Here is a 21,762-nt window from a genome sequence, read left to right on the forward strand (position 1 = left end):
CCTGTGCGGTGGGCTCATCCGCCTTCTCACATCAGCTTTGACGGCCTCGCTGTAACGACGCATTGGTCATGTCCTCAAGCCCCCGGGTGTACTGATTAGGGGGTGACAACTTTCCTGAAACTGGGGGCGGCACCACTGCTCACCAACTGTTGAACGCCCGCCTGGTTGAGCCAGCCCATCACCGCCTCCGGCGCCGGCGGCCTGGTGCCAAAGCGACTGCAAACGGGCAAGGCGTAACGGCCGCGGGTGATCTTCACGAGCTTGCCCCGGGCCGCCAGGCGCCGCAGGGCCTGGTCCACCGCATCGCGCTTGCCCAGCGCCAGGAACTGCTTGGCAGCCAGCAGGAATCCCTCAGGTCACTTGCCTGCCGCTTCAAGGATCTGCTCGCTCAGCACGGTCTTCTCGCTCGGAACAGCCATGACAAATGGATCGATCCTGTTATGTCCTAGTGTGTCAGGACGCTACAAGAGTTTCTGACACCCTGTCCACGGAGCTTTTGCCATCGCGCCCGTGAGACCGGTGCTCCTGGCTTGGCCGTCGACGCGCTCCGGGGGCGGTGATTGGGGTGGAGGGCAGAGCGGACCTCCCCCGACTGCTACCCCTCCAGCGGCGTCCAGCCGCGGGCGGGCCGTAGCGCAAGACCTAGCGAAAAGCGAAAAACAATGCATCCAGAGGCATCCACACGACCACAGCTCTTACCAAGATCGACTGCGCTGCAATGGCCTTACCAGTGGCGATCAGGAGTCTCGAAGGGTGGCATGTATTGCATGACATGCAGGGAGTTAGCCCCGGGGTTTGGCGAATGAGCTGCCGGGGGGCAACCCACTAGCTCATTTAAGAAGTTCAGCTAGAGCTACCACCGTGGCGGGTCAAAGATTGGGGGAAGGAGTAGTCCTTTTCCCGGAACAGCGCCAGGCAAGCTTCCACCACAGCGCCATCGAACAGGGTATTTTTGCCCGCACTGACCACCTCCAACGCCTCCACCAATCCTTTAGCAAAGCGATAGGGACGGTTGGTAGTCATCGCTTCTACGGTGTCGGCCACCGCCAGAATCCTGGCCTCGATAATGATGGCGTCGCCCTCAAGCCCTTGAAGGTAGCCGCTGCCATCGAGACGTTCGTGGTGTTGACGCACCGCCTTAGCCACCGGCCAGGGAAAATCAATTTCACTAAGCACCTCATATCCCACCTCCACATGGCCCTTAATCAGAGCCATTTCCCAAACAGACAAGGCGGTGGGCTTGGTCAATAACTCTGCGGGAATTGCAATTTTGCCAATGTCGTGCACAAGTGCAGAAATGCGCAAACCCTCCATGGTGCTGGCATCTAGGCCCAGCGCTCGACCAATCGCCTCGGCAAGATCTGCCACTCGGTGAGTATGCCCAGCGGTATAGGGGTCGCGCGCCTCCAGCACCGAAGTGAGGGCATTAACGATGCCACTTAAACCGGCCAAAACCGCATTGTCATAGGCCTGCTGCAGGCCTTCGGCCCGCTTCCGCTCCGAGATATCACGAATATTGCACTGAATCACCATAGCCTCGCCAACCGAATAGACATTGCTAACAAACTCCACCGCTATCGACTTTCCGGCCTTCGTGAGCAGAGGCATGTCGTCATAGTGAACATAAAGCTTGTCCTGCAGATCAGCAAAAGCCTGAAGCGATTTCCCCTTATCAACAAAAGCGCCAATCTCCCACAACTTCAAGCCCACAATTTCAGCGGAGGAATAGCCAAGCAGATCGCAGAGGTAGGGATTTACCTCCAGAATCAAGCCAGTCAACGCATCAATTATTAAAATGCCGTCCTGGGCAGACTCAAAAAGACGCCGGTAGCGCTGCTCCGACTCCAGCAACGCCCGTTGAACTAGATCTTCCTGCTTCGTCACTATCTTTTCTCCCCCAACCCCTTAAGCCTATCCCTGCAAACGGCTTTCGACCATGCAGGGACAGGAACCGCCACCTACCTTTTTCATATCCAACCATTTTCATAGCAAATTCTATTCACAACCAACTCTTTTCCACCCAATCAACGGATCACACTGCGAGTGTGTGCCCAGCCTGGTCTTGATTTGGGGGCTTTTGGCGCAACCAATTAACTGCCCTTAGGGATTTCCTACCCACCCAGCGTTGTTTAGCTGGCAGAATGGCAGTTGACCATTGCAAGCCCATGGGCTTCAGCGCCAAAACCCAATATGGATTGGTCGCCCTCATAGACCTCGCCGGGGCTTACGCCACTGGAGACTTGGTTCAAACCGGCGAGATCTGCAAGCGCCATGCCATTCCCGAACGCTATCTCGAGCAAATGCTCACCGGCCTGCGCAAGGCCGGACTGCTAAACAGCATCCGCGGACCGAAGGGTGGCTTTCAACTCGCCCTCAATCCAGACAACATCACCGTGGCCGATGTAGTGGCTGCGCTTGAAGGCAGCAGCAGCACGGATACGCAAAGAGAACCAGATGATCCGGCCTTCCTTGTGCTTGCAGCTCTAGAGCAAAAACTGGAAGCCACAAAGGAAGCCCTTCTCACCGCAACCACCCTGGCCCAACTGCTGCGCGAGCAAGATGCCTTCAAGCAGCCATTGCCAATGTTCTATATCTGATGCGCAACCGCAAGCCCTTGCCTCCATCAATGGAGGATCAAGACGATTGGCCCATCGACCAGGGGCGTCCCTGGCTGCTAAGACTGCTAGCCCTGCTTGGGGCCCTTGGCTTCGTGATGCTGGGGGTTAACAGCCTGTTGCCTGCCTTCGAGCCGCCCAGCCCAAGGCCAATGCCCGATCAGCGCAACCGCTCAATCACTTGAGGGCTAGAAGCGGGACATGGCCACGATCTTGGCCAGCTTCTCGGCTTCTAGACCATTCAGTTCGTCGAGCTGCAACAGGCTGTCTTTGACCAAGCTGGCAAACACAAACAGGATGCCGTCGAGGCGGAAATCAAAGCGACCTTCGATCGTGTGGCGCTCGATACTCAGGTAATCGTGCAGCTGCCATACGGTTTCAGCATCTTCAAGCTCGTCGGCCTTGGCACGCACCTGAGCCACTAGCTGCTGCACTGCCCTGGTGTAGGCACGGTCGAAGGCTTCGCGGGCAACTGACTGCTCCGTATCTGTCCAACCCTCAAGCATAGTGTCCATCATGTGAATTGGGCCCTCTCCCTTAGCAGCGAGGCTAGTCGGGGACTCAGCCTGCTGCGAGACATACGCCGCTGGGCCGGAAGTTCAAACCAGGCAAGCGTCGGGGCGTCATGGTGCTCCCTGTGATAACCGAAGTGGAAACAGGCCAGTAAGGAAAGCCAGGGAGCCAGTTCGAGGCTATCGGCGTGGGGGCGACGCTGGGGCAAACGCTGGCCTCGATGCGGCAGGTAGGTGCCGAAAACAAACAACTGCAGCGAGCTGAGCAGCAGGGGCAAGGTGCAAAACAGCAGCACATTCAGCCAGCCGAATGGAGCCAAGCGGCAGGCGATCAAGGCCAACACTGTCCAGCCCATAAGTAACCGGCCCATCTGGCCCCAGGTGAGATAGCCAGCCATGAAGCGGGCATACCAAGCAATGGCCCCTGCGGCTGGATCCCCGTGGAAATCAGGGTCAGAGGCGCTAGCAGTGAATAGATGGTGGTGTTGATGGTTGCGACAACAGGCTTGATAAGGAAGCGCCGCATATAGACCCAGGGCGATCCTGCCCAGCAAGGCATTGCCATAGCGCCAATGGGGCCACAACACCCCATGCATGGCGTCATGACCAACGATGAATAGGCCTGTTTGCAGCAGGGTGCGGCCAACCACTCCAAAAAAGATGGCCAGCCAGACCGATGGTCTGGCCAGCTGCGTGGCGTTTAAATCCCAGCTCAGCAGGCCAGCAAGGCTGACCAGCCAACCCATCGTTATCAGTGCGGCAAGCAGAAGCCCCTTGCGGCTGACTGCGCTCAACGGCCGAATTTCAGCAAATCTGCAGGGGAAGCCAACAGATCGATGGCCACGAAGTAGATCTTGCCGTCAGGGTTGAGCAGGAAACGCCAAGCAACGTTCATACCAACGCCAGCTCCAAACCAGGGGGTCTGGACCTTGCCAGTCACCTTGATTTGGGTGAAGTTGCCTTCTGTGGGTTCAGCGAAACCGCGCTCAGGAAGAAGCTGCAAGTTCTGGCAGTCTTCACGGAAGAAGCGCAGGATCGCGTCACGTCCCACGATTGGCTTCTGGAAAGGGGCTTGGAGTGCGCCATCCGTCAGAAACAGCTCGATCAGGTTGTCGAAGTCGTTGGCGTTCAGCAGGTCCATATAGCTGTTCACCGTTGGGTTGATAACGCCCTCGATGAACACCCGCTTGCGCTGCTCCTCCGGGGTGGGAGCGGCAATGGGCTCCATGACCCGCTGTCCTTCGCCTTTGGCGGGGTCGTAGCCCATATCCACCACAAAGTTGCGCAGCAGGGTGATCTGCTGACCCTGATCGACAGCTTTAACTGAGCTGAGCACCGCAGAAGCGTTGGGCGACAGCTGATAGCCCTCGGGGATCGGAGCAACCAAACCGGCGGCCATCCATTCGCCCAACTGGTACCAGAAGCCCAGCTTGATGTTCACCGACCAGCAGGCGTAGGTGCGACCGATTTGGGTATCGGCGCGATTGGCAAGCTCGCACATCACCTGGCTTTGCTCAGCGAAGTTCATCACCTTGATTTGGTTGAGCACAGGCTCGGCAAACTGCATCCGCGCTGCGCCAGGGGCGGCAACGGTGATCGTGTTGCCCATTTCGAGATAGGCGTACCAGATCAGAGCCAGTTGGTCCTCCGCGCTCAGCAAGCGAAAGCGGGCCGTGATCGCAGGCACGACGTCAGCTGAAGCTGTATCGGGAAAGATCTGGGTTGCCTTCTCAAGCGTGAACATGCGGCGACGATCCAATTGTTAAGGAGATTTGCAGAGTCTAGCGCCAAGGAGCCAGATCTGATAAGTCGCAGCCGCTTTGCAGCTCCGCCATGATCCAATTCTGCTCTAAACACCCCACTCCGTGACCATGGTTGCGCCCGTACCGGTGCTTAACGAAGCCGACCGTTACAAGCTCGATCGCTCAGACGACGCTCTTTTTTACGCCGAGCCCCGCCTCGTACAGCACCTCGATGCCAGCTTCCGCGCCCGGCTGACCTCTCTGTACCGCGAGCGCATCCCCCCTTGCGCAACCGTGCTGGATCTGATGAGCAGCTGGGTGAGCCATCTACCAGAGGACATCGCCTATCAAGAGGTGATCGGCCATGGCCTCAATGCCGAAGAGCTCAAAGCCAATCCGCGCCTTGATCGCCATTGGGTGCAAAACCTCAACGTTGATCAGCAGCTACCGCTAGCCAACGACAGCGTTGATGTGGCTCTGATCGTGGCCGGCTGGCAATACCTTCAACAACCGGAAGCTGTAGCTGCAGAGTTGCTGCGGGTGGTCCGGCCCAGGGGGGAAGTGATCGTGGCGTTCAGCAACCGGATGTTCTTTCAAAAAGCGCCCCAGATCTGGACCGACGGCGGCGACCGTGATCACCTGGCCTACGTGGCCCAAGTATTGATGGCTCAAGGTTGGGGCAGGCCGGAACTGGTGGCGGAAGAGACAGCAGCTCCAGGAGCTCTCGGCTGGCTTGGCCAAAAAGGGGATCCTTTCTTGGCGGTGATTGCCGCCAAGCAGATTGCCAGCTAGGCAACCGTCAGCAGCAGGGCCTGGCTGCAAGAACACAAAAAAACGGGCAGTTTTCACTGCCCGGGAAAAGCTCAGAAGGCTGTTGCGCTGAGCCCGAGTGGATTCAGCCCAAACCCAGTTGGCCCAAGATTCCTTGACCGGTGAGGAGCTCGGTGCCAAGTCCGATCACGAAACCGAGCATGGCGAGACGACCATTCCAGGTTTCAGCGAAAGCGACAAAACCGAAGCGGGTGGTGGATTCAGCCATGAATGTTCGTTAGTTACGAAACTTGAAGTGATCGTAACAGATCTTGAAGCCATGGTTGCGCTCGATCGGAGCCGGCCATATGGGTTCCTGCAGGCCCGCCCGGGATTGATCACCACTGCTGAGCAGTGGGCTTTTCCCCAGTCAAGCGCCCTTATCCCCAGCTTTGCGTAGGTTTTTCCACAGAACGGCGGCTCAATATCGGCCGCTCGTCCTGATCCTTTTGGTTCTGGATGGGGAAAACGGCCCTCCCCTTGACGCGTCTCCAAGCAACACTTCCGAGCCTGAAGCCGCAGCTCCCAAACCCCGAAAGCGCCCATGGGCCGGTGCTGGCGGCCGTGCGTCTTGCCGGACTCGCCTCCCGGGGCAGCCTTTGACGGATGAGCGCCTGGCGTGGGGTGATGGGGGACCCAGGCCGAAGCCGCCATGCTGCAGATCCCGGAACACGCCCCCGCCTTTGTTTCAGTTGAAAACCAGTTCCCTGAGGAGCTGTACGACGCCATGCGGGAGTTTGTCCGGGTTCACCCGCAGTGGGATCAATACCGCCTGATGCAGGCAGCCCTGGCCGGCTTTCTCTTCCAGCACGGCTGCCCAGACCGGGCCGTGGCTCGCCATTACCTCGACGGACTATTCCGCCGCCAAGAACCCGATCCCACCGCAACCAGACCCTGAGCTCACCAGCCGGGGGCAGAGTGGCAGGACGTTGTTGAACAGCAATGGCCCCAGGAGCATCAGAGGCCGATGCCCTCATGGTGGCGATCGGCGCCGTTCCCGGCGCCTGGCTCCGCTTCCGGGTGGTGGATCACCTGGAGCCCGTGCTGCCCAGCCGGCACTGGGGCACCTTTGGGGTCAATGTGATCGCCTGCTTTGCCCTAGGGCTGATTGTGGGCCTAGAGCAGAGCTGCGGCGAAGCCTCCCGCAGAGCATTGCTTCTTCTGGGCACCGGCTTCCTGGGTAGTTTCAGCACCTTCTCCAGCTTCAGCGCCGAGCTCTGGATCGAGCTGGGCAAGCGGCATTGGCGCGAGGCTGCCGTGCTCGCGGGGGGATCGGTAGCGGGAGGGCTGCTGGCGATGCTGGCGGGCCTCAGCCTGGGCGCTCAGCCATGACCACCATGCCAAGCCGCAGCCTGCAGGGCGATTTGCGCGACCTGGCCCTTGTGGCCGGCGGGGCCATCCCCGGCGGCCTACTGCGCTGGCAGTTGGAGGCCGATGTGGTTGCCAACATGCTGGGTTGCTTACTATTAGGTGTAGTTTTGGCCCAAGCAAGCCAGCGCAAAAAGCTGATGCTGTGGGCAGGCATTGGCTTCTGCGGGTCCCTCACCACCTTCTGCACCTGGATGTTGGACCTGGCAAGGGCCCTACAGGCCGGCAAACCAGGGGAAAGCGCTCTTTTATTGCTGGCAAGCCTGGCCGGTGGCGTTGCTTTGGTCGCCCTTGGCCACACCATTGGGATGCTTTTGAGCCCCCGCCTGCGAGATACGTCTGCGAGATAGGACGGCGGAGATAGGGCGAGAATGCCAAAAAACCAATGAGCAGCTCTGCTGTGAGGCCCAGCTCTCCAAAAAAGGGCCCCTATCAACCCTCCCTGTTGCGCGCCCTGCATGGCTGCAGCGCCCTGGCCGTGCTGGGATGCTGGCTCACGGGCCTAGTGGTTTACGGCCGCTACGACGGACGCTGGGGGCGGCTACCACTGCAGCTGCCAGGCGACTGGATTGACATCCACGGCAGCTTGGGCGTGGTGTTGTTGCCGTTTGCGGTGCTGCTGGCTGTCTACGCCTGCACCCTGGGACGTCGCCGGCTGCAACGCCCCAGCAACTCCCTGCCCCTGCTGGCCCTAGGCCTGGCGATAGGCAGCGGCAAGTTGATGCAAGAAGACTGGTTGCGCAGCGGCCAACTGCACCATCTCGCCTATCACCTTCACCTGCTGGCCTGGCTGTTGGTTGGCGTGGCAGTGGCGGCCCATCTCTGGGGAGTCCTGCGGCTAGGTGGCTGGCCCCTAGCCCAGTCGATGCTGAATACCACCGCCCGCAGCGGCGATCAACCCAGCGACTGGCTCCGGCAGCTACGCCGAAGCAGGTGATCCCTCAGAGCCATCTGCGCCAAGCCGCCCCCACCAGCACCAGTAGCAAGGGAAGCTCTCGCCAGCGGTCGTAGGGGCTAGGGGCCTGCAGGCGGGGCACGGTGAACACACCGGTGGCGGTCCGCCCGGAAGGCAGCGAGGCCACGGGCAGGCCGCGGCTATTCACCAGCAGGCTGGGCCCCGTGTTCGCGGCACTCACCAGCCAGCGGCCCGTTTCGATGGCCCGCAGCTGGGCCAGGGCCTGAAACTGCTGCTGGAGCAGCAGCGGGTAGGGATCGAGGTTGGCGCTGGCCAGCAGCCAGCCAGCTCCGTCCCGGGCGGCGGCAGCCAGAGCGGCCCCATCGGAGAGCTCATAGCAAATTGCCCCGCCGATGGCGCCAGCTGGCCGGAGCAGTAGCCGCGACGGCGCTCCTGGCTGCAGACCCCCCACGGCCGAAAGGCCGCTCCAGCGAGCCAGGTTTGCCAGGGGCACCCATTCCCCCAGGGGCACCAGCCGATGCTTATCGAGCCAGCTACTCGCCCGGCTTTCCCCTGGCGCCAGGCGCAACAGGGCGCTGCGCTGCTCGGGCTCCCCCGCCACCTCCTGCCAGCGGAAGCCGCCGCTGATCAGCTCCACCGGCACCGGCTGCGCCAGCTGGGGCTCAAGACCGAGGGCCCCCTCCGGCAAGACCACCACATCCACCGAGCGCTGGGACGCCTCCGCCAGCGCGGCCGCCAGGCGCTGCTGCAGCCGCTGCTGCTGGTCCCACTGAAACTTGCGGCGGGTGGGAATCGCCGGCTGCAGCACCAGCACTCGCTCGCTGCCGCCCTCCCCCCCCAGGGGCATGGCCGCTAGGGCAGCAGCACCGGCGCCGTGGCTGAGCAGCACGGCAGCGGTTGTAACCACAAGCCAGCGGCGGCGCTGGGGGGCGGTGCAGCAGCGCCAGAGGCACCAACCCAGCAGCAACTGCACCGCCGCCAGCAGGCCACCACCACCAAGGGCAGCCAAACCCGCCAAGGGGCGATCGCCCGGCAGGGCAGCAGCCCCCAGCCCCAGCCAAAACAAAGGCCCTTTGGCCAGCAGCACCTCAACCAGCCCCCAGCCAGCGGCTAACAGCAGGGCGCTGCTGAAGCGGCGCGGGTCCAGGCGCCGCGCCAGCAGCACCCAGAGGGCCACCAGCAGTGCTCCCGCCAGGGCACAGAGAAATAGCAACAACAGGGCCAGGGGCAGGCTCAAGGGGCCCGGTACGCCGATCCAATCGAGGGGATGGAGACCCAGCAACCAGCGGTGACTCACCAGCACGGCGGCAGCTCCCCACAGGGCCCCACCCCAAGCCCCGAGAGCTGAGCCAGCCAGGGCCCACAGGGGCACCAGGGCCAGCCAAAGCAGGGGAGGCATGCCCAGAGGCGGCAGCGCCAGCCCGGCCAGCAGCCCCGAGGCCAGCGCCAGCCACCACCTCCCCAGCCGGTCATTGCCCATGGCAAGCAAGCGTAGGAAGCGCCAGGGTGTCAGGGGAATCAAGCCGCCATGGATCCGAACAACCCCCTCCAACAACTGCTGCTGCGCGGCCTCGGCACCACCTCGTTGGTGTCAGAGCGGTTGCGCAGCGTGACCCAGGCCTGGGTGCGCAGCGGCAAGCTCGATCCCAGCCAGGCTCCAGCCCTCGTCGACGACGTACTCAAAGCCCTGCGGGGCGAAACCCCAGAGCTAGAGCAGCAGGCCGAGCGCCAGCTGGAGCGCAATAAAGACCAGCTCCTGCAAGACCTAGGCCTGGCTCGTCAGCGCGAACTTGATGAGCTGCGGGGCCGACTCGACCGGCTTGAACGCAGCCTGCGTCAGCGCCCAGGCAATGAAATGCCTGGCGAGATCGAAATTCCCGACTGATCAGCCCTGGCTATCCGTCTGCCCGTCAGAATCAGTCCACTACTTGGAGTCCCATGCGCGACATCCTGATCAGCTCCGCTGTCTGCGTGGCCTGTCTGCTGCTGGCTCTGGTGAGCCAGCTGGTCAATCCCACCGTGGTTGACGCGGCCAGAGTTGATGCGGCCAGCGCCGGTGGCCAAGCCATGGCCTCCCTGTTTTCAGCCCAAGCGCGGCCAGCCGTGAGCAGCAGCTTCGAGCTCGACCCCGACGACCCCAACCCCACTCTTTTTGTGATGGCCAGCGAAAACGATCAAACCAACGGCGCTGAGATCGCCCAGGCCAGCGGCCTCGGCGGTGAACTCAACGCTCCTAAAGAGCGCACCACCCCCAGCGGCCTGCGCATCACCGACCTGGTAGTCGGCGACGGCGCTGAAGCCATCGCCGGCCAGACCGTGGCCGTGAACTACCGGGGCACCCTGGCCAACGGCACGGAATTCGACAGCAGCTACGGCCGCGGTCCCTTCTCCTTTCCCCTTGGCGGCGGCCGGGTGATCCAGGGCTGGGATGAGGGTGTGGCTGGCATGAAGGTGGGCGGTAAGCGCAAGCTGGTGATTCCACCCGATCTGGCCTACGGCGATCGTGGCGCCGGCGGCGTTATCCCCCCCAACGCCACCCTCACTTTCGAGGTGGAGCTGTTGCGCATCGGCGGCTGAGCTGCGGGCTGGGATCGTTAGGATGGGCGCACTGGCTGGATGCTGGCGCGCCGCCCCTCCTGCCCACCCCTTCGTCTTTTTCCTCTCCATGGCTCACACGCTGCCCGCGCTGCCCTACGGCCTCGATGCGCTCGAGCCCAACATCTCCCGCTCCACCCTGGAGTTTCACCACGGCAAGCACCACGCTGCCTACGTGACCAACCTCAACAACCTGGTGGCTGGCACCGACCTTGAGGCAAAGAGCCTGGAAGACACCATCACCGCAGTGGCTGGTGATGCTGGCAAGGCTGGCGTTTTCAACAACGCCGCTCAGGTGTGGAACCACAGCTTTTATTGGCAGTGCATGAAGCCCGATGGTGGTGGCCTGCCCACCGGCGCTCTGGCCGAGAAGATCAATGCTGATTTCGGCAGCTACGAGGCCTTCGTCGAGCAGTTCAAAACCGCCGGTGCCACCCAGTTCGGCAGCGGCTGGGCCTGGCTGGTGCTCGATGGCGGCACCCTGAAAGTCACCAAGACCGCCAATGCCGACCTGCCCCTAGCCCACGGCCAGAAGGCCCTGCTCACCATGGATGTGTGGGAGCACGCCTACTACCTCGACTACCAGAACCGCCGTCCCGACTACATGACCACCTACCTCGAGAAGCTGGTGAACTGGGACTTCGTAGCTGCCAATCTGGCTGCCGCCTGAGTCGAACCTCTCCAGGCGTTCAAACGTCATTGAGGCCAAGCCCCCGGAGAACCTGGGGGCTTTTTTATGGCTCTGAAATACACAGCCGTGACTTGACTAGTCTGACCAGACAAGCCTGGTCAACCAAGCATGGATATCAAGACTGTGAACGTCCAGGACGCCAAGACCCATCTTTCGTCCCTGCTTGCACGGGTGGCAGCCGGCGAACACATCTTGCTAGCCCGCAATGGCAAACCGATCGCCCAGCTCGTGCCCCTCGATCCCAAACCCCGGCGCCAGCTGGGCTTCATGTCAGGAAGCCTGGGTAATGAATTCTTTGAGCCCCTGGCCAACGATGAACTTGAGGGCTGGGGCCTATGAGGCTGCTGCTCGACACCCACATCCTGATTTGGTCAGTGCTTGAACCGCAAAAACTCTCACCAGTCCTGCGCGACGCCCTAGAAGACAGCAACAACCAATTGTTAGTGAGCGCTGCGACCGCCTGGGAAATCGCCACTAAATGGCGCATTGGCAAGCTCAATCAGGCACAAGCCATAGTGCACAACTACCCCCAGGCCCTTAACGGGTTGGCCGCCATCGAACTGCCCATAACCGGGGCGGTGGCCCGTCAGGCCGGACTCCTGGATGTTGAGCACCGCGATCCCTTTGACCGCCTTCTGGCCGCCCAGGCGATTGCAGATGGATTGCTGCTCGCCAGCAATGACCCTGCCTTCAGGTTGTTTGCTGGATTGGAGCTGCTGAGCTGAGCACCACTTCCGGCGCAATCCACATGGCATCGCCATAGGAGAAGAAGCGGTACTCCCGGGCGATCGCCTCGGCATAAAGAGCCAAAAGGCGCTCGCGGCCTAGGAGGGCACTTACCAGTAGCAGCAAGGAGCTCTTGGGCAGGTGGAAGTTGGTTAGCAGCCCCTGCACCACGGCAAACCTGTAGCCCGGCTGGATTACCAGATTCACCGGCCCCGTGTGGGGCCGCAGCTCGCCGGCATGCAGCTGGGCCACCGCCTCGAGGCTCCGCACCGAGGTGGTGCCGATGGCTATCACCCGGCCGCCACGGGCGCGGCAGGCGGCCACCGCCGCCACCAGCTCTGGGGTCACCTCCACCCACTCACTGTGCAACTGGAGTTGGCTTAGGTCTTCCGTTTCCACGGGGCGAAAGGTGCCCAAGCCCACGTGCAGGGTGGTGGTGGCCAGCTCCACACCTCGAGCGCGGATCGCCGCCAGCAGTTCGTCGCTGAGATGCAGCCCCGCTGTTGGCGCAGCAACAGCCCCAGGCTTGGCGGCGTAGCGGGTCTGATAGCGCTCGTTGTCGCTTTCGTCGTGCTCGTGGATATAGGGCGGCAGGGGGATGGCGCCGTACTGCACCAGCAGCGGCTCCAATGCCGCCGCATCGGCGCACTCCACCGGAAACTGCACAATCCGCCCGCCCGTATCGGGGTCACTGCCAAGCACCTGCAACGGCAGCGGCGGCTGGCCTTCGGCCACCACCTCGATCCAATCACCAGGCTTGAGCTTCTTGGCGGGTTTAGCCAGGCAGAGCCACTGGCCCAGCCCGCCATGCCAAGGCTCCAGCACCAGCAGTTCCACGGAGCCGCCACTGGGCCGGCGCGCCTCCAGCCGAGCCCGAAGCACCCTTGTGTTGTTCACCACCAGTAGGTCGCCGGGCCGCAGCTCCTGCTGCAGGTCCCAGACGTTCAAATGACGAGCCTGGGGCGCAGGACTAGCCCCGCCTGGCTCCACCACCAGCAGCCTCGCCGCATGGCGCGGCTCCACGGGACGCTGGGCGATGCGCTCCTCTGGCAGATTAAAGTCGTAATTGGAGAGCCGTAGATCGGCGGAATCGCTCATGCCGGAAGGTAATAGCGCACGAGGGTAAAAACGCGATTGCCGCTGGCATCTAGGGCTCTGTGCATATTGATGCCGCGTTGATTGAGAAGTAGCGAATCAAAGCTGTAACGAGGTATCGCCATCGGCATCACAATCGTGTGGGTGACGTCTGGGTGAAGCTGCTCCTCAGACGCCACGAATGCCACAAACGGATCTACCAGCGACGAGAAGGGGCTTTCCAAAATATGCAAGTGGATTCCGGGCGACTCGCCTACTAGCCGCTGCCAGTCGCGGCGGATCATTGCAGGGTCGTCCTCCTCGGAGCGAACCCACACCCCAATCACCTGATCCGACACCTTGGCGGCGTAGCGCAGGGCGTCAAGTGATGGACGTGACAGGGAAGGAATCCAGACGATGCTGCAGTTGCCCACCGGATCGCGTCGATCGGGCAAACGCACTGTGCCCTGCGCCTCGGCTGGCAGGGAAATAGCCGCATAAACCCGGTGATAGCGGCCCCGAATGCGAGCCAGCAGCCACACCAGGAGCGGGATAGCAATCACCACTATCCAGGCCCCCTCGGCAAATTTTCCCACCACAATCACCAGCAGCACCACCAAGGTCGTGAGTGCTCCCAAGGCATTCATCGTCATTCGGCCCAGCCAGCCAGCGCCCCGTAGCCGCCACCAGCGCACCACCATCCCCGCCTGGGAAAGGGTGAAGGCCAGGAACACGCCCAAGGCGTAGAGGTTCACAGCCACGCTGGTGTCACCCCGGCACACGAGGATGATCAGAGCGGTGGTCACCAGCAACACGGCGATACCGTTCTGAAATACAAGCCTGTCGCCAATCCAGCCCATCTGACGAGGCAGGAACCGGTCATGGGCCAGCATCGCCGCCAATCGGGGGAACCCCGCAAAGGCGGTGTTGGCCGCCAGGGTAAGGATCAGCAGAGTGGTGATCTGCAATGCCCAGAACAGTGGACTGCCCGCGCCGAAGACCCTCATGCCGATTTGGGCCAGCACCGTGCGCTCCGGATCAGGAGCCACTCCGTAAAGGAAAGCAAGTCCACTGACGACCAGGAACATGGCGGCCAGCATTACCCCCATTACCAACAAGGTGGCCTGGGCCCGGCGAGCTGCCGGTTCACGAAACACCGAAACTCCATTGGCGATGGCTTCAATTCCAGTCATCGCAGAGCAGCCAGAGCTGAAGGCACGAAGTAGCAAAAACAGTCCCAGGGGCTCCACCGCCCGGATCACGGGTGGCGCATCGGGCGTAAAACCATGGGCAAACACCAGGTTGTGGAGGCCGAACACCGCCAGCAGCGCCACCATCACCACAAAGGCGTAGGTGGGAACGGTGAACGCCTGGCCGGCTTCGCGCAGGCCCCGCAGATTGGCCCATCCGACAGCCAGGAGCAGCAGCAGCGCCAAGGGCACCTCGTAGGGGAGCAGGGCTGGCAAAAGCGAGGAGAGGGCTTGAGTACCTGCCATCAGACTCACTGCCGCGGTGAGGGTGTAATCCACCAAAAGAGCTGCTGCCGCCACTAGCGAAGGCCCGGTGCCCAGGTTTTCGCGGGCCACCACATAGGAGCCACCTCCCTGGGGATAGGCCTCGATCGTCTGGCGATACGAGAACACCACGATGGCGATCAAAACAACGATCGCTGCGGTGATCGGCAGCGACAGGCCCAAGGTCTGGCTGCCGGCCAACACCAGAACCCCAAGCGCAGCCTCGGTTGCATAGGCCACCGAGGAGAGAGCATCTGAGGAAAGAATCGGCAGAGCCTGCACACTCGGCAGGCTCTGAGCAGAGGCTTCCGCGCGAGGCAGAGGTTTGCCCAACAGCCTGCGGAGCAAGGGTTGGGCCGCAGACTGTTTCATCGCGATAGGGGCTTCAGAAGGCCAAGCTTTCGGGGTTTGTCTCGATCAGCTGAGCCAGATCCTTGAGGAAGGCAGCCGCCTGGGCGCCATAAATCGTGCGGTGGTCGCAAGTGAGATTCACCTGCATTTGATTGGCCACCCGAATCGAGCCGTCTTTACCTGCCACCACTGCGGGCCGGGAGGCGGCCACCGCCAGGATGGCGCCGGTGCCTGGGGGCAGGATTGCGTCGAAGCGATCCACACCAAACATGCCCAGGTTGGAGAGGGTGAAAGTGCCGGTGCTGTATTCCTCAGGCTGGAGCTGCTTGCTGCGGGCCCGCGCCACCAGATCGGCCCAGTTGCGGGCCATGGCATAGATATCGGTCTTATCGGCGTTGGCCAGCACTGGAGTGATCAGGCCTCCGTCTTCCATGGCTACGGCCACCGCCACATTCACTGAGGCGGGGAAAGCCATGGCAGTGCCATCGGCGCTGGTGGCGGAATTTACCTGGGGATGGCGCGCCAGCACCACGCCCACGGCCTTGGCCAGCAGGGCGGTCATCGTGACGCCCTTGGGCTTCACCTGCTTGTAAAAAGCGTCGAGCTTGGTGGTGGTGATTGTGTATCCCACCCGGAAACAGGGCACCGCCAGGCTGGCGAACATGTTGCGGTTGACGGCGTTTTGCAGCGTGTTGAAGCCCACGCTCTCGCCGGGCCGGCCGAAGGCCTCGCCGGCGGGAGCTGGGGCAGGCGCTGCTGCACCATTGCCAGCGGCAGGTGCGGAGGCGGGGCCTGAACCCTCGGCAACCCGCGGCACCGTGATTGGCTGACCGGTGGCAGCCATCACGTCTTCCGCCTGGATGCGGCCGTGGGGACCACTGCCGCGCAGGGCACCCAAATCGACACCCAATTGGGAGGCAAGCTTCTTGGCCCGTGGCGAGGCCACCACCCGGCCGCTGGCCGTCGACGCGGGAGCCACCACCGGAGCCACCACAGCAATAGCTGGGGCAGGAGCTGTTGCCGGAGCAGGAGGTGGGGTTACGGGTGCTGCGGGAGCGGTGGCCGCAGGCGCTGGGGCAGCAGCTGGGGCAGGGGCGACAGCAGGTGCCGCTGGGGCCTTGTCTGCCACCTCGGCAATCTCAGCCTCGGTTTCGACGATCAGGCCAATTGTTTCGCCCACCGGCGCCGTGCCGCCGGCAGGCATCAACACAGCCGCCAGGTAGCCCTCGTTGAAAGACTCCACGTCCATGTCGGCTTTATCCGACTCGACGACCAGCACGGACTCCCCGCGCTCAACCTTGTCGCCTGGCTGCTTGAGCCACTCCACGATCTTGCCCTCCGTCATGGTGGAGGAGAGGGCCGGCATGAAGATTTCGTGGGTGGCCAACGGAGGTCTGCCGTGTAATCGGCTGATTTTACGCGGCTCCCGCCAGGGGGATCAGCCGGCCTCGATGGCCTCGATCACGCCATCGCGCACCAGCACAGCCGCCTGCAACTTCTCAACCAGGTTGTCGCCCACCCGCACATCGCAGACGCTCTCGATCTGGCCTTGCTCCACGATCTGCTCCATTTCCAGTTCGCGCACCTGGCGCTGCTGCTCCAGCATCTGGCGCTTCTGCTCCTCCAGCTCGGCGCGCTTTGCCGCCACCTGCTGCTGCACTGAAGCCACCTGCTCCTGCACCCGGGGGTCGAGGGGGTTGGCGCTCTGGCGGCGGATCTCGTCTACCAGCTGCTGACCCTCCTGCTCAAGCTGGGACAACTGGGCGTCGACATTGGCGATGGCATTGCTTAGCTCTCGCTCGGCGTCCTCCTTCCAACGGGGGGTAACCACGGCACGCACGGTGATGGTGCGTTTGATCGTGAGGGAGCCGTCAGCCATGGGGGGAGTAAAGCAGCGCTCAGGCTGTCAGCAGGGCGCACCAGGGTCAACCGCCGGTTCGCCGCACCTCACCCACAAGCCTCAGCGGGGTGCGTAGATCGACTCAATCGCCCTAGCGTCGCGGGCCGTAATCCGGTCGCGGCGCTGCTTGAGGGTCTGGGTGAGCAGACCGTTATCGAGCGTGAATGGCTCCACTAAGGCCACACCGCCAAGGCGTTCGTCTGGCCGGGAGCCGGGGCGGGCGGCCAGCAGCCGGTTGCACTCCCGCGTTAAGGCGCGCAACAGGGCCAGATCGCTTGACTCAGCCGCCTCCTTGGGCACCACCAGGGCGCCGAGCTGCTTGCGGTCCTGGCCCACCACCAGCACCTGCTCGATCAAGGGGCTGGCCACCAGGGCCTCCTCGAGGGGGCCGGGCTCGATGTTTTCGCCGCTGCTGAGCACGATCGTGTCCTTGGCCCGGCCGGTGAGCACCAGGGAGCCATCGGGCAGCAAGTGGCCCAGATCGCCGGTGTCAAACCAGCCTTCGCTATCAAGCACAGCCGCGCTGGCCTCCGGCTTGCCCCAGTAGCCCGCCATCACCTGAGGGCCCCGGGCCAGCACCCGGCCCCGCTGCCCCAGGGCCAGCAGCTCGCCGGATTCGGGATCAACGATCCGCAGGCTGGTGCCCGCCAGGGGCTGGCCGGCGCTACCGCGGCGGTTGGCCCAACGGCGCCGGCAGGTGAGCACGGGACTGGTTTCGGTGAGGCCGTAGCCCACCAGCAGCTCGACGCCGATGGCCTCGAAGAAGCCATCCACGTGCATGGCCAGGGCGCCGCCACCGCTGATCGCCGTGCGCAGCCGGCCGCCCACCAGCTGCTGGCGCAGCTTCGGCCAGAGGAACGACGCCGCCAGCCGGTGCAGGGGCCAGCGCAGCAAGGCCAGCCCCGCGGCGCCGAGCCGAGCCGGCCAGGCCTCCGGCGCAAGGGTGAGGTCGAGGGCCTGGCGGCGGCAGCGGCCAAAAGCGCGGCTGTTGGCCAGGGCCACGCCTAGTAGCCGCTGGCGCGAGGCCGGCACGGCCGCCAGGGCATCGTCAAAGCCAGAGAGCAGTGCCTCCCACAGCCTCGGCACACTTATCAAGTAGTGGGGTTTTACCCGCTGCAGGTCGGCGCGCAACTGCTTGAGGGTTGTGTAGGTCTGGCGGCAGCCGCAGGCGAGCAGGAAATATTCGGCACTGCGCTCGTAGGAGTGCCAGATCGGCAGCACGCTCACCACCCGGTCGCCGGGCTTGGGTGCCACGGCCACCCCCAGGTGGCGCAGCTGGTGCAGCAAGTTTGAGTGGCTCAGGGGCACACCCTTGGGCTGCCCCGTGGTGCCAGAGGTGTACAAAATCGTGGCGAGGCGGGCCCCATCAGCCGGTGGTGGCGGGGCCGGCGTGCCGCAGGCCAACGCCGCCGCCCCGCGCTCGAGCAGTTCGCCCCAACTGAAACAGGATCCTGGCGCCGCCCCCGTATCCCGTTCCCCCTCCAACAGCACCACAAAGCGCAAGCGCGACCTTGCCTCAGGGGAGAGGTTCAGCTTGGCCAGCAGGGCGGCCGACTCCACCACCAGGCCGCAAGCGCCGGAATCTTCAAGGATGTACGCCAGCTCCTCCACAGGAGCGGCGCTGCCTCTCACCGCATTTGCAGCTCCGGCCCGCATCAGTCCCTGGTCGGCCTGCAGCCAGCGGGGACCGTTTTCAGCAAACAGGGCCACCACATCACCAGCGCCCACACCCAGGCCGGCAAAGGCCGCCGCGGCCTGCTCGATGCGCTGCTGCAGCTCGCGGTAGCTGAGCTGCTCGGGCGTGGCCGCATGGGGAGCCTCCAGGGCCAGGGCCTCGCCGTGGCGCGCCGCGAGCACTGGCCAGAGCTGCTCCAGGCCGGTGAGGCCGCTCCAGTCGGCACGCTGGGCCAGGGCCTGGCGATCGCGGCGACTGCCGCTCCAGTGGATTTCAGCGGGGGAGGCGGCGCGGGCCACGGTGGTGGAAGCGGTAGGGCTTGCCAGCAGTGTTAACACCCTTTGGACCGGCGCCCGCGACCTAACGGCGCCAGGGAGGGTCCTGTTTATTGCTCTTGCCGCCAGCGGCGCACCACCAGTTCAGGGCTCTGGTGGTCCAGATCCACCGCGGCTCAGCAGTCACAGCTTGAACACCCCATCCTGGGGATTGGATGGCCGCAGCACCAGGCCAAAACTGCTGGCAAAAGCATCCAGCAGGGGCTGACGCAGCTGCTGGGCGTTGAGCTGCGGCCGCCAATCCACCAGACGCCCCACGGGCCGATCACGGAGTCCACAGGGCACCACTGCCGCAAAGCCAGCCAGGTCGCAATCCACATTCAGGGCCAGGCCGTGCTGGCTGATCCAGCGCCTGGCCCCCACACCGATCGCCGCCAGCTTGCGGCCCTCCAGCCACACCCCGGTGAGCCCATCGATCCGCTCGCCCTGCAGATCCAGACCCGCCATCACATCGATCACAACCTGCTCGAGTTGGCGCAGATACAGGTGCAGGTCAGCGCCGTGGCGCTGCAAATTGAGCACCGGGTAAAGCACCAGCTGGCCCGGGGCGTGGTGGGTCACCTCGCCGCCACGGTCAATGCGGTGCAGTGGCAGGGGCGGTGCGGCGGGATCGAAGCGCAGAAAGGCCTCCGATGCGCCGCGGCCCAGGGTGTAGCAGGGCTCATGCTCAAGCAGGACCACGGTGTCAGGGCCCTCGGGATAGTCCAGCAGCCGCTGCTGCAGCTGGCGCTGGACCGCCCAGGCCCGTTCAAACGGCACCGGACCCGTCGCTTCAAAAAGGATTGCATCGAGGTTGGGGGATATCACAAGCCGTTCTTAGCGTTGGTGCACCAGAAGACCGGAGGCGGTTGCCATCTGATGAAACTGCTGATCCATGGCCGCAATCTTGACGTCACTCCCGCCATTCGGGAGTACACCGAAACCAAGCTGACCCGCGCCATTCACCACTTTGAGGGCCTTGTTAAAGAGGCCGATGTGCACCTGTCGGTGGCCCGCAATCCCCGGGTACCGCAGCAAACGGTTGAAGTCACGATGTTTGCCAATGGCACCGTGATCCGCGCCCAGGAGCGCAGCGACAACCTCTACGCCAGCATCGACCTGGTGGCCAGCAAGCTCAGCCGCCAGCTGCTCCGCTACAAGGACCGCATCCAGGAGCAGGCCCAGGGGCCGGTGCATCGCTCCGCCCGCGATGAGGAGGCCGGCGCCGCCGCCAATCTGCCTGCACCTGGTAGCAGCTTGGTGGACGGCAAGGAGCCCGAACTGCCCAGCCGGGGTGTGCGGCGTAAGTACTACGACATGCCCTCGATGAACATCGACGATGCCCTGCACCAGCTGGAGCTGATCGACCACGACTTCTACGTCTTCCGCGACGCCGAAAGTGGCCAGATCCAAGTGGTGTATCACCGCAACCATGGCGGCTTCGGGGTGATCCAGGCCAAAGACGCGTGAGCGCCGACCGGCCCGACCTAGCCCCCCTGATCGACCACGCCCTGCTGGATCCCCACCACGGCAGCAGCGCCGTGCGCCAGTGCTGCGAGGAAGCCCGCCATTTCGGCTTTGCCGGGGTGTGCGTGGCCTCCCGCTGGGTGGCCAGCGCCAGGGAGCAGCTGCCCCTTGAGGGCAAGGGCGCCAGCCCCCAGTTGATCGCCGTGGTGGGCTTCCCCTTCGGCGCCGTGCCTGCGGCGGTGAAGCTGGCCGAAGCGGTGGCCGCGGCTGAGGCCGGCGCCGACGAACTGGACGTGGTGCCCGATTTCGGCGCCCTGGCGGACCGCCAGAGCACGCCGATCCACGACGAACTCGCCGCCATCTGCGAGCTGGGCCTGCCGGTGAAGGTGATCCTGGAGGTGGGCAGGCTCGATCCAGACGCCCTGGCCCTGCTGGTGGAGATCAGCATTGATGCCGGCGCCCGCTTCCTCAAAAGCGGCAGCGGCTTCGGGCCGGCGGTAACGGTGGACCACATTGAACAGCTGCGCCAGCTGGCCCGCGGTCGGGCAGCCATCAAGGCCTCCGGTGGCATCGCCAACCTGGAGCATGCCCTTGCCCTGGTGGAGGCTGGCGCCACCAGGCTCGGCACCAGCCGCGGCGTGGCCCTGGCCCAGGCGATGCGGGGCTGAAGCAACCGTGCCGGAGCAAAGCCTCGAAGGGTTGGCGCTGAGCTGCCGTCCCCTGGGCGAAAACGACAGGCTGCTCACCCTGCTCAGCGACGAGGAGGGGGTGGTGCGGCTGGCCGTGCCGGGGGCGCGCAGACCCCGCAGCAGCCTGGCCGCCGCCGTGCCCCTGAGCCATCTACGCCTGCAGGTGGGCGGTCGCAGCGGCCTGAGGCGGGTGCGTCAACTGAAGGTGCTGCGCAGCTACAGCGGCCTGGCCCAGCAGCTGGAGGCCCTCGCCGCCGCCCAGGCCCTGATGGAGCTCTGTTTGGCCCTGGTGCCAAGCGACGCACCCTCAGCCGGCATCTTGGGAGATCTACTGATGCAGCTGGGCCGCCTCGACGCCCTGGTGCGGGAGCGGGGCTGCGACCTAGAAGCCTTGGCAATCGCGGTGCAAGGCAGCGTCCACCTGCTGGCCCTCGGCGGCTACGCCTTACCCCTGGGCTGCTGCAGCCGCAGTGGCGAGCCCCTGGATCCACCCGTGGGCGATTGGGATTGGCGCTGCAGCCTGGTGCCGAGCGAGGGGTTGGTGATCGGTGGCGTGCCGGGGGCACGGGTGGTGCTCAATGCATCCGAACTGGCCCTGCTGCAAAGGCTTCTGCGGCCCAACCTGCCCCGCCGGCGCGATGGAGAACTGATGGGCCCCCTGCCGGTGTGGCTGCACCTGCTGGAGCTGGTGGAGCACTGGTGCCAGGAGCATCTCAGCCGCAAACCCCGGGCCTTTCGGCTGCTGCGCACCGGCCTTGCAGCCGGGACTGCGCCATCATGACGAGCCAGCAGCAATACGAACC

At 63.9% G+C, this 21,762-nt stretch carries 28 protein-coding genes and 1 pseudogene; 15 read left to right on the forward strand and 14 right to left on the reverse strand.

Going from position 1 to position 21,762, the window contains the following annotated elements:
• Nucleotides 1–95 precede the first annotated feature (95 nt).
• On the reverse strand, nucleotides 96–299 hold the full coding sequence (locus KBZ22_RS07850) for a type IV toxin-antitoxin system AbiEi family antitoxin domain-containing protein (RefSeq protein ID WP_255021631.1): 204 nt from the start codon (nucleotides 297–299) through the stop codon (nucleotides 96–98).
• A 544-nt stretch (nucleotides 300–843) separates the two neighbouring features.
• Nucleotides 844–1,851 (reverse strand): HD domain-containing phosphohydrolase, encoded by a 1,008-nt coding sequence (locus tag KBZ22_RS07855; RefSeq protein ID WP_255021632.1) that lies wholly within the window; start codon nucleotides 1,849–1,851, stop codon nucleotides 844–846.
• 290 nt (nucleotides 1,852–2,141) lie between these two features.
• On the opposite strand from KBZ22_RS07855, the gene KBZ22_RS07860 reads away from it, so the two are divergent.
• Complete coding sequence (locus tag KBZ22_RS07860) at nucleotides 2,142–2,597, forward strand: Rrf2 family transcriptional regulator (protein ID WP_255021633.1); 456 nt, start codon at nucleotides 2,142–2,144, stop codon at nucleotides 2,595–2,597.
• A complete protein-coding gene (locus tag KBZ22_RS07865) occupies nucleotides 2,597–2,800 on the forward strand; it encodes a hypothetical protein (RefSeq protein ID WP_254941977.1) in 204 nt (67 codons plus the stop codon). The genes KBZ22_RS07860 and KBZ22_RS07865 overlap by 1 nt, the downstream gene beginning before the upstream one ends.
• A gap of 3 nt (nucleotides 2,801–2,803) precedes the next feature.
• Here KBZ22_RS07865 and KBZ22_RS07870 read toward each other — a convergent pair whose 3' ends face one another.
• Genes KBZ22_RS07870 through KBZ22_RS07880 form a run of 3 tightly spaced genes read right to left on the reverse strand, consistent with a single transcriptional unit; the run spans nucleotide 2,804 to nucleotide 4,871 of the window.
• Nucleotides 2,804–3,130 carry a hypothetical protein gene (locus tag KBZ22_RS07870; RefSeq protein ID WP_315858604.1) on the reverse strand — a complete coding sequence of 109 codons (327 nt, stop codon included), beginning with the start codon at nucleotides 3,128–3,130 and terminating at the stop codon, nucleotides 2,804–2,806.
• Complete coding sequence (locus KBZ22_RS07875) at nucleotides 3,130–3,873, reverse strand: fatty acid desaturase (protein ID WP_255021635.1); 744 nt, start codon at nucleotides 3,871–3,873, stop codon at nucleotides 3,130–3,132. Before KBZ22_RS07875 ends, KBZ22_RS07870 begins: the two co-directional genes overlap by 1 nt.
• Before the next feature lie 44 nt (nucleotides 3,874–3,917).
• Nucleotides 3,918–4,871 (reverse strand): orange carotenoid-binding protein, encoded by a 954-nt coding sequence (locus tag KBZ22_RS07880; protein ID WP_255021701.1) that lies wholly within the window; start codon nucleotides 4,869–4,871, stop codon nucleotides 3,918–3,920.
• Nucleotides 4,872–4,998: 127 nt separating this feature from the next.
• Between KBZ22_RS07880 and KBZ22_RS07885 the strand changes: the two genes are divergently transcribed.
• Nucleotides 4,999–5,661, forward strand: a complete 663-nt coding sequence (locus tag KBZ22_RS07885; RefSeq protein WP_254941994.1) for a class I SAM-dependent methyltransferase — start codon at nucleotides 4,999–5,001, stop codon at nucleotides 5,659–5,661.
• Between the two features lie 103 nt (nucleotides 5,662–5,764).
• Here KBZ22_RS07885 and KBZ22_RS07890 read toward each other — a convergent pair whose 3' ends face one another.
• Entirely contained in the window at nucleotides 5,765–5,908 is a 144-nt protein-coding gene (locus KBZ22_RS07890) for a chlorophyll a/b-binding protein (protein WP_242036302.1), read from the reverse strand.
• A gap of 423 nt (nucleotides 5,909–6,331) precedes the next feature.
• Here KBZ22_RS07890 and KBZ22_RS07895 point away from each other — a divergent pair, with 423 nt between their 5' ends.
• The 4 genes from KBZ22_RS07895 to KBZ22_RS07910 are packed head-to-tail and all read left to right on the forward strand — an operon-like array spanning nucleotide 6,332 to nucleotide 7,984.
• Complete coding sequence (locus tag KBZ22_RS07895; RefSeq protein WP_254941981.1) at nucleotides 6,332–6,577, forward strand: DUF2811 domain-containing protein; 246 nt, start codon at nucleotides 6,332–6,334, stop codon at nucleotides 6,575–6,577.
• Nucleotides 6,578–6,621: 44 nt separating this feature from the next.
• Nucleotides 6,622–7,011, forward strand: a complete 390-nt coding sequence (locus KBZ22_RS07900) for a CrcB family protein (RefSeq protein ID WP_255021636.1) — start codon at nucleotides 6,622–6,624, stop codon at nucleotides 7,009–7,011.
• Nucleotides 7,008–7,397 (forward strand): CrcB family protein, encoded by a 390-nt coding sequence (locus tag KBZ22_RS07905; protein WP_255021637.1) that lies wholly within the window; start codon nucleotides 7,008–7,010, stop codon nucleotides 7,395–7,397. Before KBZ22_RS07900 ends, KBZ22_RS07905 begins: the two co-directional genes overlap by 4 nt.
• A gap of 35 nt (nucleotides 7,398–7,432) precedes the next feature.
• Nucleotides 7,433–7,984, forward strand: a complete 552-nt coding sequence (locus KBZ22_RS07910; protein WP_255021638.1) for a cytochrome B — start codon at nucleotides 7,433–7,435, stop codon at nucleotides 7,982–7,984.
• Between the two features lie 4 nt (nucleotides 7,985–7,988).
• Here the strand turns inward: KBZ22_RS07910 and lnt are convergent, their stop codons facing one another.
• On the reverse strand, nucleotides 7,989–9,443 hold the full coding sequence (lnt, locus tag KBZ22_RS07915; RefSeq protein ID WP_255021639.1) for an apolipoprotein N-acyltransferase: 1,455 nt from the start codon (nucleotides 9,441–9,443) through the stop codon (nucleotides 7,989–7,991).
• A gap of 48 nt (nucleotides 9,444–9,491) precedes the next feature.
• On the opposite strand from lnt, the gene KBZ22_RS07920 reads away from it, so the two are divergent.
• From KBZ22_RS07920 to KBZ22_RS07940, 5 genes are all read left to right on the forward strand, one after another.
• The gene (locus KBZ22_RS07920) at nucleotides 9,492–9,848 is read left to right on the forward strand and encodes a phasin family protein (protein ID WP_106502258.1); all 357 of its coding nucleotides are present in this window, start codon (nucleotides 9,492–9,494) and stop codon (nucleotides 9,846–9,848) included.
• Between the two features lie 53 nt (nucleotides 9,849–9,901).
• Nucleotides 9,902–10,540, forward strand: a complete 639-nt coding sequence (locus KBZ22_RS07925; protein ID WP_254941986.1) for an FKBP-type peptidyl-prolyl cis-trans isomerase — start codon at nucleotides 9,902–9,904, stop codon at nucleotides 10,538–10,540.
• 88 nt (nucleotides 10,541–10,628) lie between these two features.
• A complete protein-coding gene (locus KBZ22_RS07930; protein ID WP_255021640.1) occupies nucleotides 10,629–11,228 on the forward strand; it encodes a superoxide dismutase in 600 nt (199 codons plus the stop codon).
• Nucleotides 11,229–11,357: 129 nt separating this feature from the next.
• A complete protein-coding gene (locus KBZ22_RS07935) occupies nucleotides 11,358–11,588 on the forward strand; it encodes a type II toxin-antitoxin system Phd/YefM family antitoxin (RefSeq protein ID WP_254998337.1) in 231 nt (76 codons plus the stop codon).
• Nucleotides 11,585–11,974, forward strand: a complete 390-nt coding sequence (locus tag KBZ22_RS07940; protein ID WP_255021641.1) for a type II toxin-antitoxin system VapC family toxin — start codon at nucleotides 11,585–11,587, stop codon at nucleotides 11,972–11,974. The genes KBZ22_RS07935 and KBZ22_RS07940 overlap by 4 nt, the downstream gene beginning before the upstream one ends.
• Here the strand turns inward: KBZ22_RS07940 and queA are convergent.
• The 7 genes and pseudogenes from queA to lipB form a co-directional block, all read right to left on the reverse strand.
• Nucleotides 11,940–13,073: a tRNA preQ1(34) S-adenosylmethionine ribosyltransferase-isomerase QueA gene (queA, locus tag KBZ22_RS07945; protein ID WP_255021642.1), complete on the reverse strand. Its 1,134-nt coding sequence runs from the start codon at nucleotides 13,071–13,073 to the stop codon at nucleotides 11,940–11,942. The two genes, KBZ22_RS07940 and queA, sit on opposite strands and share 35 nt — an antisense overlap.
• A complete protein-coding gene (locus KBZ22_RS07950) occupies nucleotides 13,070–14,935 on the reverse strand; it encodes an APC family permease (RefSeq protein WP_255021643.1) in 1,866 nt (621 codons plus the stop codon). Before KBZ22_RS07950 ends, queA begins: the two co-directional genes overlap by 4 nt.
• Nucleotides 14,936–14,948: 13 nt before the next feature.
• Complete coding sequence (locus tag KBZ22_RS07955; protein WP_396111868.1) at nucleotides 14,949–15,908, reverse strand: dihydrolipoamide acetyltransferase family protein; 960 nt, start codon at nucleotides 15,906–15,908, stop codon at nucleotides 14,949–14,951.
• Between the two features lie 180 nt (nucleotides 15,909–16,088).
• Nucleotides 16,089–16,280 (reverse strand): annotated as a pseudogene (locus KBZ22_RS14395) (biotin/lipoyl-containing protein); the annotation flags it as partial.
• 72 nt (nucleotides 16,281–16,352) lie between these two features.
• A complete protein-coding gene (locus KBZ22_RS07960) occupies nucleotides 16,353–16,793 on the reverse strand; it encodes a YlqD family protein (protein WP_255021645.1) in 441 nt (146 codons plus the stop codon).
• 81 nt (nucleotides 16,794–16,874) lie between these two features.
• Nucleotides 16,875–18,827 (reverse strand): AMP-binding protein, encoded by a 1,953-nt coding sequence (locus KBZ22_RS07965; protein ID WP_255021646.1) that lies wholly within the window; start codon nucleotides 18,825–18,827, stop codon nucleotides 16,875–16,877.
• A 120-nt stretch (nucleotides 18,828–18,947) separates the two neighbouring features.
• Nucleotides 18,948–19,628 carry a lipoyl(octanoyl) transferase LipB gene (gene lipB, locus KBZ22_RS07970; RefSeq protein ID WP_255021702.1) on the reverse strand — a complete coding sequence of 227 codons (681 nt, stop codon included), beginning with the start codon at nucleotides 19,626–19,628 and terminating at the stop codon, nucleotides 18,948–18,950.
• Between the two features lie 54 nt (nucleotides 19,629–19,682).
• Between lipB and hpf the strand changes: the two genes are divergently transcribed.
• Genes hpf through recO form a run of 3 tightly spaced genes read left to right on the forward strand, consistent with a single transcriptional unit; the run spans nucleotide 19,683 to nucleotide 21,740 of the window.
• Nucleotides 19,683–20,273: a ribosome hibernation-promoting factor, HPF/YfiA family gene (gene hpf / locus KBZ22_RS07975; protein WP_255021647.1), complete on the forward strand. Its 591-nt coding sequence runs from the start codon at nucleotides 19,683–19,685 to the stop codon at nucleotides 20,271–20,273.
• Nucleotides 20,270–20,938, forward strand: a complete 669-nt coding sequence (gene deoC, locus KBZ22_RS07980) for a deoxyribose-phosphate aldolase (protein WP_254937484.1) — start codon at nucleotides 20,270–20,272, stop codon at nucleotides 20,936–20,938. The genes hpf and deoC overlap by 4 nt, the downstream gene beginning before the upstream one ends.
• 7 nt (nucleotides 20,939–20,945) lie before the next feature.
• Nucleotides 20,946–21,740 carry a DNA repair protein RecO gene (gene recO / locus KBZ22_RS07985; protein WP_254942322.1) on the forward strand — a complete coding sequence of 265 codons (795 nt, stop codon included), beginning with the start codon at nucleotides 20,946–20,948 and terminating at the stop codon, nucleotides 21,738–21,740.
• The last annotated feature ends 22 nt before the right edge of the window (nucleotides 21,741–21,762 follow it).

Source organism: Cyanobium sp. L1E-Cus (assembly GCF_024345755.1).
In the GTDB taxonomy this organism is placed as follows: Bacteria; Cyanobacteriota; Cyanobacteriia; order PCC-6307; family Cyanobiaceae; genus Cyanobium_A; species Cyanobium_A usitatum.